Source organism: Acidimicrobium ferrooxidans DSM 10331, assembly GCF_000023265.1.
GTDB classification, from domain to species: Bacteria; Actinomycetota; Acidimicrobiia; order Acidimicrobiales; family Acidimicrobiaceae; genus Acidimicrobium; species Acidimicrobium ferrooxidans.
In genome coordinates, this window is record NC_013124.1 from 164,825 (window position 1) to 181,611 (window position 16,787).

Annotated in this window: 13 protein-coding genes; 10 read left to right on the top strand and 3 right to left on the bottom strand. The window is 68.0% G+C overall.

All coding sequences use genetic code 11. The annotated features are described in order from the left end of the window. Positions 1–5: 5 nt before the first annotated feature. From AFER_RS00815 to AFER_RS00825, 3 genes are read left to right on the top strand one after another with little or no spacing between them, the layout of a single operon-like run. Entirely contained in the window at positions 6–2,036 is a 2,031-nt protein-coding gene (locus AFER_RS00815) for a flagellar biosynthesis protein FlhA (RefSeq protein ID WP_015797633.1), read from the top strand. Beyond that, positions 2,011–2,946, top strand: a complete 936-nt coding sequence (locus tag AFER_RS00820; protein WP_171788926.1) for a hypothetical protein — start codon at positions 2,011–2,013, stop codon at positions 2,944–2,946. The genes AFER_RS00815 and AFER_RS00820 overlap by 26 nt, the downstream gene beginning before the upstream one ends. 2 nt (positions 2,947–2,948) lie before the next feature. Next, positions 2,949–3,218, top strand: coding sequence for a hypothetical protein (locus AFER_RS00825; protein ID WP_015797635.1), 270 nt, complete (start codon positions 2,949–2,951; stop codon positions 3,216–3,218). Between the two features lie 83 nt (positions 3,219–3,301). Here the strand turns inward: AFER_RS00825 and AFER_RS00830 are convergent, their stop codons facing one another. Continuing rightward, complete coding sequence (locus AFER_RS00830; protein WP_015797636.1) at positions 3,302–3,628, bottom strand: rhodanese-like domain-containing protein; 327 nt, start codon at positions 3,626–3,628, stop codon at positions 3,302–3,304. Between the two features lie 199 nt (positions 3,629–3,827). Beyond that, the gene (locus AFER_RS00835; RefSeq protein ID WP_015797637.1) at positions 3,828–5,039 is read right to left on the bottom strand and encodes an NAD(P)/FAD-dependent oxidoreductase; all 1,212 of its coding nucleotides are present in this window, start codon (positions 5,037–5,039) and stop codon (positions 3,828–3,830) included. A gap of 125 nt (positions 5,040–5,164) precedes the next feature. Here AFER_RS00835 and rlmN point away from each other — a divergent pair, with 125 nt between their 5' ends. From rlmN to AFER_RS00855, 4 genes are all read left to right on the top strand, one after another. After that, on the top strand, positions 5,165–6,226 hold the full coding sequence (rlmN, locus tag AFER_RS00840; RefSeq protein WP_015797638.1) for a dual-specificity RNA methyltransferase RlmN: 1,062 nt from the start codon (positions 5,165–5,167) through the stop codon (positions 6,224–6,226). A 97-nt stretch (positions 6,227–6,323) separates the two neighbouring features. Then, complete coding sequence (rpe, locus tag AFER_RS00845) at positions 6,324–6,998, top strand: ribulose-phosphate 3-epimerase (protein ID WP_015797639.1); 675 nt, start codon at positions 6,324–6,326, stop codon at positions 6,996–6,998. After that, positions 6,995–9,925, top strand: coding sequence for a transketolase (tkt, locus tag AFER_RS00850; protein ID WP_015797640.1), 2,931 nt, complete (start codon positions 6,995–6,997; stop codon positions 9,923–9,925). The genes rpe and tkt overlap by 4 nt, the downstream gene beginning before the upstream one ends. Positions 9,926–9,951: 26 nt before the next feature. Beyond that, on the top strand, positions 9,952–10,890 hold the full coding sequence (locus AFER_RS00855; protein ID WP_041661601.1) for a phosphoribulokinase: 939 nt from the start codon (positions 9,952–9,954) through the stop codon (positions 10,888–10,890). A 16-nt stretch (positions 10,891–10,906) separates the two neighbouring features. On the opposite strand, the gene AFER_RS00860 is transcribed toward AFER_RS00855, so the two are convergent. Next, positions 10,907–11,680 carry an MgtC/SapB family protein gene (locus AFER_RS00860; protein ID WP_015797642.1) on the bottom strand — a complete coding sequence of 258 codons (774 nt, stop codon included), beginning with the start codon at positions 11,678–11,680 and terminating at the stop codon, positions 10,907–10,909. A gap of 329 nt (positions 11,681–12,009) precedes the next feature. Between AFER_RS00860 and AFER_RS00865 the strand changes: the two genes are divergently transcribed. The 3 genes from AFER_RS00865 (at position 12,010) to AFER_RS00875 (ending at position 16,750) form a co-directional block, all read left to right on the top strand. Beyond that, positions 12,010–13,143, top strand: a complete 1,134-nt coding sequence (locus tag AFER_RS00865; RefSeq protein ID WP_015797643.1) for a LacI family DNA-binding transcriptional regulator — start codon at positions 12,010–12,012, stop codon at positions 13,141–13,143. Beyond that, on the top strand, positions 13,140–14,975 hold the full coding sequence (locus AFER_RS00870) for a GH39 family glycosyl hydrolase (RefSeq protein WP_015797644.1): 1,836 nt from the start codon (positions 13,140–13,142) through the stop codon (positions 14,973–14,975). The genes AFER_RS00865 and AFER_RS00870 overlap by 4 nt, the downstream gene beginning before the upstream one ends. A gap of 92 nt (positions 14,976–15,067) precedes the next feature. Beyond that, positions 15,068–16,750 carry an ABC transporter substrate-binding protein gene (locus tag AFER_RS00875; protein WP_143711895.1) on the top strand — a complete coding sequence of 561 codons (1,683 nt, stop codon included), beginning with the start codon at positions 15,068–15,070 and terminating at the stop codon, positions 16,748–16,750. Positions 16,751–16,787: the final 37 nt, after the last annotated feature.

Consider the following 16,787-nt stretch of genomic DNA (forward strand, 5'->3'; position numbering starts at 1 on the left):
GGCGCATGGCGCTCGCCGTGCCGGTCGGCATCGCGGTCATCGTGATCATGCTGGTCGTGCCGATGCCGTCGCAGCTCCTCGACGTCTTGATCACGGCCAACTTGACCTTCGCGTTGATCGTGCTGGGACTGACGCTGCGCGTGCGAGATCCCCTCGACTTTTCGGCGTTCCCCTCGGTCCTGCTGGTGGCCACCATGTTCCGGCTCGCGCTGAACGTGTCCGCGACCCGTCTGGTCCTGCTGCACGCCTATGCGGGCAGCGTGATCGAGGCCTTCGGCCACTTCGTCGTCGGCGGGTCGGTCGTCGTCGGACTCGTGGTCTTCGCCATCTTGTTCATCATCCAGTTCGTGGTCATCACGAACGGTGCCGGTCGCGTCGCGGAGGTGGGGGCGCGCTTCACGTTGGACGCTATGCCGGGCAAGCAGATGGCGATCGACGCGGATCTGAACGCCGGTCACATCTCGGAAGCCGAGGCACGTGCACGTCGGGCGCGCATCGCTCGCGAGGCGGACTTCTACGGGGCGATGGACGGCGCCTCGAAGTTCGTCAAGGGTGATGCCGTCGCGGCCGCCGTCATCACCTTGATCAACCTCATTGGCGGCTTCATCGTGGGCATCGTGGAGCACCATCTCTCGGTCTCGCAGTCGATCGACACGTACTCGCTCCTGTCGGTCGGTGACGGCCTGGTCAGCCAGATCCCGGCACTCTTGCTCTCGATCTCGACGGGCCTCATGGTGACTCGGAGCGCGAACGACGCGGACTTCGGCCTCGACCTCCTGCGCCAGATCGCCCACGAGCCCGTGGCCATCCAACTCGCTGGGGGGGTGATCGGCGCGCTCGGTCTCTTGCCGGGGCTCCCCATGGTGCCGTTCGTCCTGGTCGGTGGCTCGGTCTTCGCGGTCGGGTGGCGGCTTCGGTCGAGGAGCGCGTCGCACGTGGGGAGCGGCGACGAGCCCGTCGTCACCGAGTCAGAAGCCGTGCCGGACGCGCTCGCGGCCGACGTCGTCGGCGTCGAGCTCCTCGAGCTCCAGCTCGGCTTCGAGCTCCTCGACGTCCTCGATCCGGCTCGAGGCGGGGACCTGCTGACGCGGGTGAAGGGCCTGCGGCGCAAGCTCGCCGGGGAGTTGGGCTTCCTCCTGCCACCGGTGCGTACCCACGACTCCTTGGACGTCGGTCCGGACGAGTATCGGATCCTCATCCAAGATCAGGTCGTCGGTACGGGTCGGATTCCCAGAGGGCGTGTCCTCGCCATGGGCCAGGGCCTCGAGTCCTTACCGGGGGAGGCCGCCGTCGATCCGGTGTTCGGTCTTGCAGCGTGCTGGATCCCCCCGGAGGCCAAGACGCAAGCCCAGGTGCTCGGCGCGACGGTCGTCGACCGATCGTCGGTGATCGTGACGCACCTCGCCGAGGTGGTCCGGCGCCACGCTGACGAGCTTCTCACGCGCCAGCAGGTCAAAGAGATGCTCGATGCGCTCCGCCAGGCAGCGCCGGTGGTGGTCGACGAGCTGGTGTCGTCGCAGCTCCCACTCGGTGAGCTCCAGCGAGTCCTTCGCGACCTGCTCGCCGAGCGGGTGCCGGTGCGCAACCTCGCCGCCATCGTGGAGGCGGTCGTCGATCGCGCGCGTCAGACACACGAGCCCGACGCGCTGCTCGAGGCTGCACGCGAGGCGCTCGGCGGTGCCATCGGGACGCGCTTTGCGACCGGCGGCAAGCTGCCGGTCGCCTACCTCGTGCCCGAGCTCGAGCTTCGCCTCGTGGAATCGCTCGTGAGCGTCGACGGACGCCGGAGTCTCGGCATCGCCCACGAGGAGCTCCGAGCACTGCGTGCCGAGGTCGCCGAGGCCAAGCAGCGCGCCGAGGCACAGGGGCTCGACCTCGTGCTCGTCACGATGGGAGCGATCCGTCGGCCGCTGTGGGCGGTCCTTGCCCGTACGCCGGCGGAGCTCCCCGTGCTCGCGCTCGGTGAGATCGGTTCGTCGGTTGATGTCGTTCAGATGGGGGTGATCGGTGGTGTCCAGCAACCAGCGGCGCTTTAGTGGTCAGACAGCGGCAGAAGCGGTCGCGGCTGCGCGCGCGGCCCTCGGCCCAGACGCGAGGATCGTGGCGGCCGAGCGGGTTTCCAAGCCCGGCCTACTCGGGCGCAAGCGCCACGTGGTCGTCACGGCCGAACCGATGCCGGTGACGAGCGCCCGGGACTTTGCCAAGGAGCTGTCACGTCAGCTCGCGGCTCGGGAAGCGGAGGCGCCCGCCGAGGACCTCGAGATCCTGGCGACGGCGTACGAGCAGGCCAAGAGCGAGCCGCCTCAGGTCGTGGTCGCGCCCATCGGGCGACGCGAGGCGGTGGTGGTCGGTTCGGGCGGTGAGACGCGTCCGCTCGGCTCGGTCGAGCGCCCGCAGTGGTCGCAGCTCGGTGACGTAGCGAGCGCAGCCGTGCGTGCCGTCATCGACGAACGCACGACTCACCTGACCGTCGACCTGAGCGCTGACGGTGGCGACGTGGTGGTCGACGTGAGCGCACCGGTGGCCGAGCGCACCATCGCCCCCGAGGGCTCGCGGGTGATCGCGGTGTGCGCCCCGAGCGTGCCGTATCCGTTGGCGGCGTTCGATGCGGTCGCCGATCGCGTCGGGGTCGGCGACGCCGATCGGTTCGTGCTCGCTCAGCGTCGGCGCGAGATCCCACTCGGACTGCGCAGTCCAGCTGATCGGGTGGCGCGAGCGGTCGCGAGTGGACAGCGACGCGTCGCGGTGCTCGTGGATCCAGGTCAGCTCGCGCTCTTGCGTAGCTCGTTTCTCGCCCCGCTCACGTGGGTGGTCGTCGCGGTGTCGGGAGACGAGCCTGCCTGCGACCTCGAGGTGGAACTCGCGGCTTGTGGGCCGATCGACGCGCTCCACTGCGTGCGCTCGGAGCGTGCCGCCGTCGAGCTGGGCCTTGCGGTGGTGGCGTAGCCATGCGTCTTCCGTGGCGGGTCTGGCTCTCGGTCATCTCGGCTGCGCTCGTTGCGACACCCAGCGTCATCCAAGCCGACCACGGCTACACGAGCTGGGCCAACGTCCTCGAGCACTTCCTGGTCGCCTTGGTCGTGCTCTGGATCGCCTACTCCGTGCTGGCAACGGTGATCGCATGGTACGAACTCGAGGGGATGGTGCGACGTCGGCAGGCGCGCCAGGCCGCGATGGAGCAGGCGCAGCAGGCGGCACCACGGACTCCTCAGTCCTGATCGACGAGGAGGATCCGAACGACGTACGACCCGTGCTCGTGGCACGGGTCGTACGTCGTTTCGGCGATGGCGTCGAGCGCGATTCAGGCGACGTTCTCCCGGCTGCCGTTCAGCGTTGGCTTGCCCGCGCGGATCCAGGCGTTGGTGCCACCGCGGACACTGACGGCGCGCAGACCGCTGCCGGCGAGGAGTTGGGCGGCGGCGTAGCTGCGCGATCCGCTCGCGCAGATCACGTGGACGTCCTTGTCGCGGGGCAGTTCATGGATGCGGCGGGGCAGGTGGCTGAGCGGGATGTTCTTCGCCCCCGGGACGTGACCCGACTCATATTCCCAAGGATCGCGCACGTCGACGACGAAGGCACCATCCTGGTGGGCCGCGGCGAAGTGATGGATGTCGATCTCGCGGATCATCGGTCCTCCCGTAGTATCACGACAATTATGTGATGCTTCAGGTTGTCAACCCTGATGATGACAGTATATACCCCATGGGGTACTGAGGCGACCAGTCCGGCCCACGTCATGTGTGCGATCGATCGACGCCCACGACGCAACCAGCCGGGACCACGGTCCCGGCTGGTTGGAGGTACGCGTTGTGGGGTGAGGTCTGGTGCTACGGCAGCTGCGCGAGGGCGCGCTCCTCCTTGAAGAGGAAGTAGCGCTCGAGGAACCGCTTCGTGATGTCGTAGAAGGGGTTCGGGAGCATGAACTCGACCTGCCGCGGCTTGAAGAACTTGTTGGCGTACATGATCACTTCTTTGTGCCCCGCGTCCAGTACGCACACGCCCGGGATGTCGCGGAAGGGTCGCTGCTCGAGGTCCGTCCGTCCGGTCGCCAAGCGGCCGACGTTCTTGCCGACGAGCTTGCCCTCGATGTCGGCCGGGAAGCCCGTCTTCGGGATGCCGAGCGGCACCTGACTGGTGAAGGGCTTCTCCACGTCGATCGCCACGCCCGCAGAAAAGATGTTCGGGTAGTCGGGGTGCTGGAATGCGCCGTTGACCGGGATGAAACCCGCTGCGTTCCCGATGCCCGCACCCGAGTTCAAGATCACGTCCTGTCCGCTGAAGGCCGGCATGATCATGGTGAACTTCGAGGGGAGCTGGGTCCCGTCGGCGAGGGTGACGCCCTCGTCGCTCACGGATGCGATCGCCGTGTTCTCGTAGAGCCGGATGCCCTGGCGATGGAGCAGGCCCTTCAGGAGCCGCTCGCCGCCTCGGATGCCATCCATGCCGAAATGACCCGCGTAGGGTTCAGGTGTGACCCAGGTCACGTCGACGCGGTCGCGAACGCCGTGGACGCGCAGGTAGTAGTCCAAGTTGAAGAGGAACTCGTAGGCGGCTCCGATGCAGCTGGCACCAGGAGCGGCACCGACGACGACCGGGCCCGGATCGGCGACGAGCCGATCGAAGTCTTCACGCGTCTGCATGATGAGCTCGGGGTCGTGGACGGCGTGGTTGAAGCCGAGCTTCGGGTCGGACCCTTCGAGCTTCGAGTAGTCGAACTTCGGGCCCGTCGCGATCACGAGGTAGTCGTAGGGCTCCTCGCCACGAGTGGTGCTCACCACCTGGCGCTCGGGGTCGATGTGGGTCGCCTCGGCCTGGCTGAAGGCGACGTCGCGCTTGGCGAGGATCTTGGGAACCGGCCGGGTGATCTGCGACACCTCACGCTCACGGAAGGGAACCCAGATCATCGAGGGGACGTACAAGAAGTAGTCGGTCTTCGAGACCACCTTGACCTCGACGTCGCGGCCGCGGGTATGTCGCTTGGCCTCGAGGGCCGACGTCAGACCGGCGAAGTTGCCACCGAGAACGAGTACTCGCTCCACTGCGAACCTCCTTTGCGCACTGAGTCAGTATGGGCGCGCTGGAGCGCCCCCGACCAGGGAAGAGGTGCCCGTCCTTGAGGGACCTTCGTCCCGAACGGACGTCGAGGTGCCGGTAGGATGGGGGTGTGGCGAGCGTCTATGAGCTGGATCGTGCGGCGGTGCGTGCGCTCGTTCCCTGGCCGGACTGGCGTATCGAGCAGCTGTTTCACGGGCTCTACCACGAGGGGCAGCGACTCGAGGCGATCTCGACGCTGCCGGCTCGGATGCGAGCCGAGCTCGCGAGCCACCTCGATCCGGGCCTCACTGAGCGTCGGCGTGAGCACGCCGACGACGGTGAGACGGTCAAGTTCGCGCTGGAGGCTGCCGACGGGGCGCTCGTCGAGACGGTCGTCATGCAGTCGGCGCGTCGCATCAGCGTGTGCGTCTCGAGTCAGGCCGGTTGCGCGATGGGCTGTCGTTTCTGCGCCACAGGGCAGGCCGGGTTCGTGCGGCACCTCGGGGTCGGGGAGATCGTCGAGCAGCTCGCGATCGCGCAGCGTTCGGTACGCCCGCGACGTCTCACGCACGTGGTCTTCATGGGGATGGGCGAGCCGCTCGCGAACGCCTCGGTGGCGATCGAGGCCATTCGACGCATCCGCGCTGACTTCGGCATCAGCCCTCGGCGCGTCACGGTGTCCACGGTCGGGATCGTGCCGGGGATCCGACGCCTTGCGCACGCAGATCTCGGCGTCACGCTCGCCGTGTCGCTGCATGCGGCCAACGACGCCGCACGAAGCGACCTCGTGCCCATGAACCGGCGCTACGGCATCGACGCCGTGCTCGATGCCGCGCAGGAGTTCTCCGAGCTCACCGGGCGGCGCGTCACGCTCGAGTGGGCGCTCATCGCCGGCGTGAACGATCGCGACCGTGACGCCACTGAGCTCGCCGGGCACGCACGTCGGCTCGCCGCTCACGTCAACCTCATCCCGCTGAACCCCACACCGGGCTACCCGATGGTGGGCACCGATCCCGACGGCGTCGCGCGCTTTGCGCGCCGGCTTCGCTCGCTCGGTGTCAACGTGACGGTTCGCGACACGCGGGGGCGATCCATCGATGCAGCCTGCGGACAGCTCGCCGCCGACGTCGCTCGCGGCGGCCCGGCCGGCGCCAGCGCGGTGCGCTTCGCACGGCGCATGGTCTCGGCCTGAGATCCCCCGACCGATCACCCCTGGCGGGGGAGGCTCCAAGCGTCGGAGAGGCTAGGTTCCTAGGTGCCTCGATAGGCCTCGCTTCGAAGGAGCGCGCATGACGAAGCTTGAGATCGCGCCCTCCATCCTCCCTGCTGACTTCGGCCAGCTCGGCCCGACGCTCCAGGACCTCCAGGCTGCTGGCGTCGACCGTGTGCACTGGGATGTGATGGACGGCGTCTTCGTGCCCAATCTCACCGTTGGCGCCCCGGTGATCGAGAGTTGCCGCCGCTGGAGCGACCTCCCGTTCGAGGCGCACCTGATGATCGTCGACCCCGACCGCCACGTCGAGTCGTTCGTGCGGGCCGGGTGCGAGCTCGTCATCATTCACGCCGAGGCGACGGCCCACTTGCATCGGAGCCTTGGGCTGATCCGCAGCCTTGGTGCTCGCGCTGGCGTGGCCCTGAACCCGTCGACCCCGCCGTCGGCGATCGAGTACGTCATGGATCTGCTCGATGTCATCCTCGTCATGACGGTCAATCCCGGTTTCGGGGGCCAGCGCTACCTGGCGAGCGTCGAGCCGAAGATCGCATCGCTCGCCGCACTGCGTGACCTCACGAACCCGACCACCAGGATCGAGGTGGACGGCGGCGTTGCCCCTGACACGCTGGCGGGGGTCGTCGAGAACGGGGGCGAGATCGTCGTGTCGGGCTCTGCGCTCTTCGCACATCCAGGCGGGCTCCGAGCTGGCGTCGAGGCGTTTCATGCGATCGCAGAGGAGGCAAGGAAGTGACCACGACTGTCGAGCAGCGAGCCATCACCACGGTCCGGATGCTCTCGATCGACCAGGTCGAGGCGGCGAACTCGGGCCATCCTGGCCTTCCCCTCGGACTCTCGCCGGTCGCCGTCACGATCTTTGCGCGCTTGATGCGGTTCGATCCGACAGATCCGGCCTGGCCCAACCGCGACCGGTTCGTCCTGTCCGCTGGTCACGGCTCGGCGATGCTGTACTCACTGCTCCACCTGTTCGGTTTCGACCTACCGATGGATGAGCTGCGCCGTTTCCGGCAGCTCAACTCGCGCACGCCCGGACACCCCGAGTACGGCCACACCGCAGGGGTCGAGGTCACGACCGGGCCGCTCGGGCAGGGCTTCGCGACCGCGGTCGGGCTCGCGCTCGCAGAACAGCTGCAGCGTCACGAGACGGAGCAGCGCTTCGGTGAGGCGCTCATCGACCATCACACCTTCGTGCTCGCGTCCGACGGCGACCTCATGGAGGGGATCAGCCACGAGGCGGCGTCACTCGCGGGCCATCTCGGGCTGGGTCGGCTCATCGTGGGGTACGACTCGAACGACATCACCATCGACGGGCCCGCGCACATCTCGTGCACTGACGATGTGCGCGAGCGCTTCCGTGGCTACGGGTGGCAGGTCCTCTCGGTCGAGGACACCGAAGACCCGGACGCCATCGAGGCGGTCTATCGGGTCGCGATGGCCGACGAGTCCCGCCCGAGCCTCATCATCCTTCCCACGCTGATCGGGCGCGGGGCCCCAACCAAGCAGGGAACGTCGAAGGTGCACGGTGCCGCCCTCGGACCCGACGAGTATCGGGCGACCAAGGAGTTCTATGGCTGGCCCGTCGACGAGGCGTTCGTCGTCCCCGATGACGTGCGCGCATGGGCCGACGAGGTGGTCGCCGCCAAGCGTGAGGTGGCTACCAAGTGGCGCGAACGGGCTCGTGAGGTGGGCTACGAGGCGCCCTCCATCCACCTCGACCCGCAGGTCCTCGAGGCGCTCGAGTTCCCGGAGGTCGATCCTGCGAAGGCCGTCGCGTCCCGCGTGGCGAGCCAGCACGTGCTCGAGCGGGCCATGGTGGCGATCCCGACGCTGGTCGGAGGATCGGCGGATCTCGCCGAGTCCACCGGGACCAAGCTTGCGTTGCCCGTCATCGATCGCGAGCATCCGCTCGGACGCATCGTCCACTTCGGCATCCGTGAGCACGCCATGGCCGCATGTGCCAACGGCCTTGCGCTCTCGGGCTTGCGCCCATGGGTCGCGACGTTCCTCGTGTTCTCCGACTATCTGCGGCCAAGTTTTCGTCTGTCGGCGATCATGGGTCTCCCGGTCATCTATCTGTTCACGCACGACTCCATCGGCGTGGGCGAGGATGGACCGACGCACCAGCCGATCGAGCAGGTCGAGGCGCTGAGGATCATCCCGAACAGCGCGGTGGTACGACCAGCCGACGCCTTCGAAACCAACGAGGCGTGGGCAGCGGCGCTCGCCCACACGAGCGGTCCCATTGCGTTGATCTTGACTCGCCAGGGTCTTGCGCCCATGCCGACCGCGGACGAGCCTGGGTGGCTCGAGCGCCGTGGTGCTCGGATCGTGTACGGCGCCGACGTCGACCGACCTGATGTGGTTCTCGTCGCCTCGGGGTCGGAGGTCAACCTGTGCGTCGAGGCCGCGCACGCGCTCCTCGAGGAGGAGGGGATCGTGGCGCGGGTCGTCTCCGTGCCGTGGCGCGAGCGCTTCCTCGCCATCGACGAGCAGGAGCGAGAGGAGCTCGCGCCGTCGGGGATTCCACGCCTGATCGTCGAGGCGAGCGTCGCGACCGGATGGGAGGCCTTCCTCCAGCCGGGGGACCGCCTCTACAACATCACTCGCTTCGGGCTGTCGGCTCCGATCAAGGACGTGCAGCGAGCGCTCGGCTTTACCGCCTCCGACGTCGCCGACGCCGCCGCAGAGCTCGTCGTGGACGGTTCGTTCTTGCGTCGTCCGGTCCACCTCGTCTCCGAGCTCCTCGCTGCGACGGAGGCCGCTGCGGTTGCGACCCAGGACCTCGTCGGCGATGGCGATCGCTCGGCAGCAGACCAAGCCGCGGTCTCGGCCATGCGTCGAGCGCTCGGTGCGCTCCCTGCGCGGGCCACCGTGATCGTGGGTGAGGGGGAGAAGGACCGAGCCCCCATGCTCTACGTGGGCGAGCGACTTGGCTCTGGTTCGGTCGCGGTCGATCTCGCGGTCGACCCGTTGGAGGGGACGACGTACGCGGCGACCGGCCGGGAGGGTGCCGTCTCGGTGCTCGCTGCGGCGCCCAATCGCGGCCTGCACCCCTTGCCAGGCTGGTACATGGAGAAGCTCGTGGTACCGGCCGAGGCCGCGGGAGTCGTCGACATCGAGGCACCGCTCGTCGAGAACGTTCGACGCGTGGCGCACCGTCTCGGACTTGCCATCTCGGAGACCCCGGTGGTCGTCCTCGCCAAGCCACGCCACGAGGCGGCCATCCGAGAGCTGCGGGCCGCGCGGGTTCCGGTCGTCGAGATCCCAGACGGGGATGTGATGGCGAGCCTGCGCGTGCTCACCGGCGATCCCCGTATGCGCATGCTGTGGGGTATCGGTGGCACGCCAGAGGGCGTCATCACCGCCGCAGCCGCCTTGGCGCTGGCCGGCCAGATGCAGGCCCGCCTCCGCCCGCAGAGCGACGAGGAGCGATCGATCCTCGACGCATGGAAGCCCGATTGGGAGGAGCTTCGCTTCGAGGCGAGCGACCTCGCTCATCCTGAATCGGTCGTCGTCGCCTCGTCCGTAACCGGGGCGACCCCGCTTGTGCCACCGATGCCGCATGCGGATGGTTTCGTGATCGAAAGCCTCTGGATCGAGCCGGGACAGTTCGGCACGGTCCGGCGGGTCGTGAGCCTCCGGGGGGAGGAGGACGCATGATCGATGTTGTGCGAAAGGAACCGTCAATGTCCCATCGAGTGGCCGCCATCCAGAAGGCGACGGCGCGAGGAGCGCATCCGACGCGCGTGACGATGCTCGCGATCGCCGGAGACTCCGCTTCTGGCAAGACGACCCTGACGAAGGGCATCACCCAGGCGCTCGGCGCCGAGCGTATCGCGTCGTTCTGCACCGATGATTATCACCGCTACGACCGGGAGGAGCGGCGTGGACTCCCGTTCACGCCGCTGCATCCCGAGTGCAACTACCTCGACATTCTCGAGCAGCATCTCCAGCTCTTGACCCTCGGACAATCGGTGTTGAAGCCGGTGTACCACCATTCGACGGGCACGCTGGGTCGGCCGGTGCTCTTCGAGCCCAAGGAGATCGTCATCGTCGAGGGTCTGTTCCCACTGTGGTCGAAGCTGTCGCGGGCCACGTTCGACGTCACCGTCTTCTTGGACCCACCAGAGGAGGTCCGGCGTCGCTGGAAGATCCAGCGCGACACGGGCAAGCGTGGCTACAGCGAGGACCAAGTGCTCGCCGAGCTCGAGCGTCGCGAGCCCGAGTCGGACGCTTATATCCGTCCGCAGCGTCGCAACGCAGACATCGTGATTTCGTTCGCTCCGGTTGCGGGCCGGACCGGCGGAGACGAGACGATGAGCGCGACCATCTTGCTGCGTCCGACGATCCCGCACCCCGACCTGTCGTCGGTGCTCACGGGCGACACGCGTGAGTCGGTCCACCTGAAGCTGATTCGTGACCAAGACGGCAAGCCGGTGGATGCCCTCCACGTCCACGGCCATGCTCCGACCGAGGTGACCCAGGTCGTCGAGGAGGTGCTCTGGGACCACATCGGGCTCCCAGGGCCGATCCCCGAACCGCTCGGGGTCATCGGACCGGGCAAGCGCTCGGCGTCACTGGCGATCGCGCAGCTGCTCCTCATCTACCACCTGATCCACGCATAGCCGGGTCGGGCGTGTCCTACTCCGAGGCGTCGCGCGCCTCGGAGTCGGCAGACCGCCAGCTCACCGAGCTCACGGCGGGTTCGAGGCTGAGGCGAGAGATGGCTTGTTCCACGGCGAGGTCGTCCTGGCCTTCGGCGACGAGGTCTGCCTCGACGAGCACGAGGCCGGGCTCATGACGCAGCTCCTGGCTGCGCACGCCGCGGAGCCGAAACGCGCCGGCTGAGGCTGCTTGGGTGATGAGCGCCCGGATGTGGGCTTCGGCTGGCTCTTGACAGACGACCGAGAGCGTCCACTCGAAGCGCACCTCTTCGGCCTCGCGCTGCGGACGTCGGTCGAGGGTGCGGGCGAGCGGCCGTAGCCCGACGTGGGCTGCGAGGACCGTGAGCGCAGCCAGCAGCGCCAACATGAGGTAGCCAGTGCCCGTGAGGGCGCCGATGGCGGCCGCGCACCAGATCGTGGCTGCGGTGTTGATGCCGCGCACGTTCACGCCATCGCGGATGATGACGCCGGCACCGAGGAACCCGATGCCCGAGACGATGTAGGCGGTGACCCTCGTGAAGTCCACCGATTCGTGTGCCGTCGCGGCGATGGGGCTGGTGGCAAGGAGCAGCGAGAGCTGTTCGAAGAGGGCGGCGCCGAGCGCCACGAGGGCGTTCGTGCGTAGCCCTGCCATGCGCGAGCGCCACTGGCGTTCGGCACCGACGATCGCACCGAACAGCGCAGCGAGGACGGAGCGCACGAGGAAGGTCCAGGTCACCCCTGGGACGAGGGGAGCGGCGAGGTGGCGCATGAGGGCCTCCCGAGGTTGCGGTCGGGGGTAGTCCACCGGTCGAGAGTGACCACGAGCTGAACGAAACCTTGCGAGGCGTTGACAATGCGACTGCCCGTGCGGAACAGGTCGCTGTGTTGTCTCGTCGATCACCGACACGGCAGTGGTGCACCGTGGTCCGTGCTCCTGCGGGGCGGTGCTCGTGAACGGTTCCTGCGAGCGATGCTGAAAGCGTTTGCATGTCGTTCACGTAAGCGCTATCATCTGGCCTACGTTCGCTGGTATGCGAACCGGGGAACTTGGTGGGGGTCGTCGGTCGTGCGGTGTGATCAGGGCGCTGGGATCGCGCGATGAGCGCTGCTCGCGCGACGATCTTCGATGTCGCAGCCGAAGCCGGCGTGTCGGTCGCGAGCGTCTCCCGGGCGCTGCGCGACATTCCTGGCGTACGTCCGGAGCTACGAGCGCACATTCGTCAGATCGCCGAGCGACTCGGGTACGTGCCGAGTGCCCCGGCCGCGTCGCTGGCGTCGCGGCGCCTCGGTGCGATCGGCTTGGTCTTCCCGGACCTCGATGATCCGTCGGTCGACCCAGGGCTCGACGAGGATCAAGAGGGTCGGCTCTATGCCGACGAGGTGATTCGCGGAGCCGAGCGCGCTGCACGTTCCCACGGGGTCGCGCTCCTCGTCGCCGCTACCCATCAGCGCGAGGCCGCCGAGCTCGTGCGTTTCGTCTCTGCTCGTGTCGACGGCATGGTGATGCTCTCACGGGTGCTCGCCGACGTCGAGGTCCGGGCCTTGGCGGAGCGGGTTCCGCTCGTGCAGCTCGCCGGGCGGAGTCGGTTGCGGGGGGCGGACGTGGTCCGAGTCGACAACGAGCGGGGCATCGAGGAGATCACGCGGCATCTGCTCGTCGATCACGGCTACGCCGACGTCCGGTTCGTCGGAGGTCCGGTTCGCTCGCCGGATGCTCGCAGTCGTCTTGAGGCCTTCCAGCGCACGGTACGGATGCTCGGGCGCGACGATCTGGCCGAGCCGATCGCGCGCGGAGACTTTCGCGAGTCAAGCGGCTGGTCCATCGCGTCCACGCTGCTCGAACGCGGCCCCGTGCCACGTGCGCTGGTGGTGGGGAACGACCAGATGGCTGTCGCGATCGTGCTCGCCCTCCGGAACGCGGGCCTGCGCGTCCCCGACGACGTTGCGGTGACCGGCTTCGACGATACGCAGCTCGCGCGCCTGACCTATCCCGGCCTGACGACCGTGCGCCAGCCGATGCGTGACCTGGGAAGGCTCAGTGTCGAGCTCCTCATCGATCGGATCGAAGGTCGAGCCGCGCCAGGCCGCATGATCACGCTCCCGACCGAGGTCGTGCGACGGCGTAGCTGTGGGTGCACGTCGGCGTCGTGGCCCGGAGAACTCGTCGCACCCAGCGGTGCAGCGGAGCCGGTGACGAGCACGGTCGGGACGGCGATGAGAGGAGCCCAGTGAAAGCCCACGGAGAGCAGCAGGACGCGACCCGGGCGGTACTCGAGCGCTGGGAGGAGGGAACTCGTGAGCGACGTGTCGACGAGCACGTTGGTCACCTTCCTCCCCCGACGGGCGTCGAGGCCTGGCGTGGCTCGGGCTGCGTCACCATCACATGGCAGCGTGTCGAGGGTGCGGTGTGCTATCTCGTCGAGCGGGCGCCGAGTCCGGACGGTCCGTGGACGGTGCTTCGGCGCGCCGAGCACGACCTCGTCGAAGTCGCTGGGCCTCCAACGCTGGACACGAGCCGGGAGGCGGGCGGTTGGTACCGGGTGGCGGCACTCGAAGATGTGGGTCGTCGTCCGACGTCGTTCTCCGATCCGGTCGAGGCGCGCGATGGCGACCGCAGCGCAGCGGTGACGGTACGGGTCGAGGCGTCGTCCCCGGTCGGCTCACTCGCGCCCGTGTGGTGGATGGTGGGCTCCGAGCGGCCAGGGCAGCTGCTCCTTCGCGACGACGGCTTCGGTCATGACGTTCGGGCCGAGGTGCTCGAGGCCTATCGCCGGGCCGCGGCGATCGGCGTGACGCACGTTCGGGCGCACTGCTGGCTCGATGACGCCTTTGGGATGGTGGACGCGTCTGGTCGCCTGACCGAGACGAGCGCGCTCGACGAGGTGCTCGATCTCGTGCTCGCCAGTGGTCTTCGCCCGATCGTGGAGCTGTCCTTTACGCCATCATCCCTGGCCACGGATCCAGCGGCAACCGTGTTCACCTATCGGGCCAACGTGTCGCCTCCCGCTGACCTCGTTCGCTACGGCGAACTCGTGGCGCAGGTGGTGCGCCACATGATCGAGCGCTACGGCGCCGACGAAGTCCGCGAGTGGGCGTTCGAGGTGTGGAACGAGCCCAACTTGGCCGTCTTCTGGACCGGCGACATGGCTGCCTACTTCGCACTGTACGACCGGGTCGCGAGGGCGGTGAAGGAGGTGGATCCGGCGCTACGTGTGGGAGGCCCCGCAACCGCGGGAAGCGGGTGGATCGCGCCGTTCCTCGACTTCGTCCACGAGACCGATGCGCCGTTGGACTTCCTGTCGACGCACACCTATGGCGGTATGCCTCTCGACCTGCGTGCCCAGCTTGCGCGCGTCGGTCGGGGGGACGTCCCCGTGTGGTGGACCGAGTGGGGCGTGTCGCCGACGCACCACGCGCGGGTCAACGACGGGGCCTTTGGTGCGCCCTTCGTGGTGCGCGGCATGAAGGCAGCACAGCAGATCGCAGCTGCCCTCTCGTATTGGGTGGTGAGCGACCACTTCGAGGAGCTCGGCAGGCCGGAACGCCTCGCCGCGGGAGGTTTCGGGCTGTTGACGGTCGGCAACCTTCCGAAGTCGCGCTGGCACGCGCTCAGTCTCGTCGCTGAGCTGCCTTCTCGAATCGTGGCGACCGAGGTGGAGGGCGACGGTGCTGGAGCACTCGTGGACGGGTGGGCGGGTGCCGATGCGGAGCGGGTCGACGTTCTCGTGTGGAACGGCTCGCACGATGCGGCCGACGCCGAGGGTCGCGGTGACCTCGATCGGACGGTGACTGTGACGCTCGAAGGGCTCGAGGACGGCGAGTGGCTGCTCGAGCTCACGCGCGTCGATCGGGATCACGCTTCGTTCCTCGAGGCGATCGCGGGTGAGGACCCATGGCCTGGGCCCGAGGCCACGGCGGCCCTCCGGGAGCGCGCGGCGCTGCGGGTCGAGCCGGCTGGCCGAACCTCCGTCGTCGACGGGGGGCGCATCGAGATGACCGTGCGCGTGCCGATGCCCGGGTTGGTGCGGCTCAGGGCACGCCGCGCGAGGAGTTGGGAGGCCTGAGGGTCGACCAACGCGAGGGCCAGGGCCCGCGGCGAACGGCGTAAGAGTTTCGACCGCGGGACCTGGCGTGGGATAGACAAAGGGGGATCATAGTGAGTGGACAGGTAGCTCGCTGGAGGACTGGTCGGCGATCGCGGCCGATCCAGGGATTGATGGTGGGGCTCGCGGGCGCCGCGGTGCTCGCGGCGTGTGGGTCGGCATCGACGTCGTCGGCGTCCTCGACGACGAAGGTGTCGCCGACGCTCACCATCGGGGTCGACAACGGCTCGCCGACCCTGCAGGACGATTTCAATCCGTTCTCGGGCAACCAGCGCATCGGCACGACCTACATGTACGAGCCGCTGGCCTGGGTCAACCCGCTGCAAGGGACGACGGTCCCGCTGCTGGCGGCGTCCGAGCACTTCACCAACCCGACCACACTCGTCGTCACGCTGCGCAGTGGAATGAAGTGGTCGAACGGAGCGCCGATCACGCCAGCGGACGTGGTGTTCACGTTCGACATGCTCAAGCAGTACCCGGCCCTCGACGGTGCGGGGATCTGGGATCACGTGTCGTCCGTGACCTCGAGCGGCTCGACGATCACCTTCACGTTCACCGCACCGGATGTGCCGTTCGCCCAGTCGATCCTCGAGACGCCGATCGTGCCGAAGTCGGTGTGGTCGTCGGTGTCGAATCCGGTGACGTTCACCAACACGAACCCGGTGGTCTCGGGGCCCTTCGTGCTGAAGTCGTTCAATCCGAACGAGTACGTGCTCGCGAAGAATCCCGACTTCTGGGACGCATCGTCCGTCGAGGTCAAGACCATCAACTTCCCAGCGTTGACGGGCAACCAGACCTCCCAGCTGACGCTCGCACAGGGGGGCTACGATTGGGCGACGCTCTTCATCCCGGATGTCCAGAAGGTGTGGGTCGCCAAGGATCCGGCAACCAACAAGTACTGGTTCCCGAGCGGCGGTGAGATCACCCTCTTCTTGAACCTCGCGAAGGCGCCTTTCTCCTCCGTCGCGTTCCGCCAGGGCATCTCGGCGGCTCTCGATCGTTCCACGATCGCGACGAAGGCAGAGGACGGCTACGTGCCGGTTGCAAGCCAGACGGGACTCTTGCTGCCCAACCTGAAGCAGTGGCTCGATCCCGCGATCCCCAACAGCGGCTACGTGAGCTACGACCCAACGGCGGCGCTCGCCGACTTCGCGAAGGCTGGCTACCACCTCAGCGGCGGCAAGCTGACCGGTCCGAGTGGTGCCGTCTCCATGTCGATCATCGTCCCGAACGGCTTCTCTGACTGGATCGAGGCAGCCCAGGTGATCAGCCAAGAGCTGGCGAAGGTGGGCATCTCCGTGACGCTCCAGACGCCGGAGTACGCCGCCTACGCGAGCGACCTGTCCACGGGGTCGTTTACCGGAGCCATCGGTGCCTTCGGCGGTACGGGCAACCCGTACAACGACCTCCACGGCCTGCTCGCGGCGTCGCTCGCCGCACCGCTCGGACAGACGGCGGCCTCGAACTACGAGCGGTGGGTCAATCCGACGACGGAGACCTATCTGCACGCGCTGGCTGCCGCGGTCACGACGAGCGCGCAGCGCAACGCCGTCTACGGGCTCGAGCAACAGATGGTGAACGATGTCCCGGTCGTGGTGCTCTACCAAGGGGCGATCTGGAGCGAGTTCTCGACGAAGAACTTCGTCGGCTGGCCGTCGGCCCAGGACCCGTACGCGCCACCGCAGCCCTACGGTCAAGCGCCGCTGGTCATCATGACGCACCTCAGGCTTCGTTAGTCGTGTTCCCCTGGGGCCGCCACCGACCTCGGTGGCG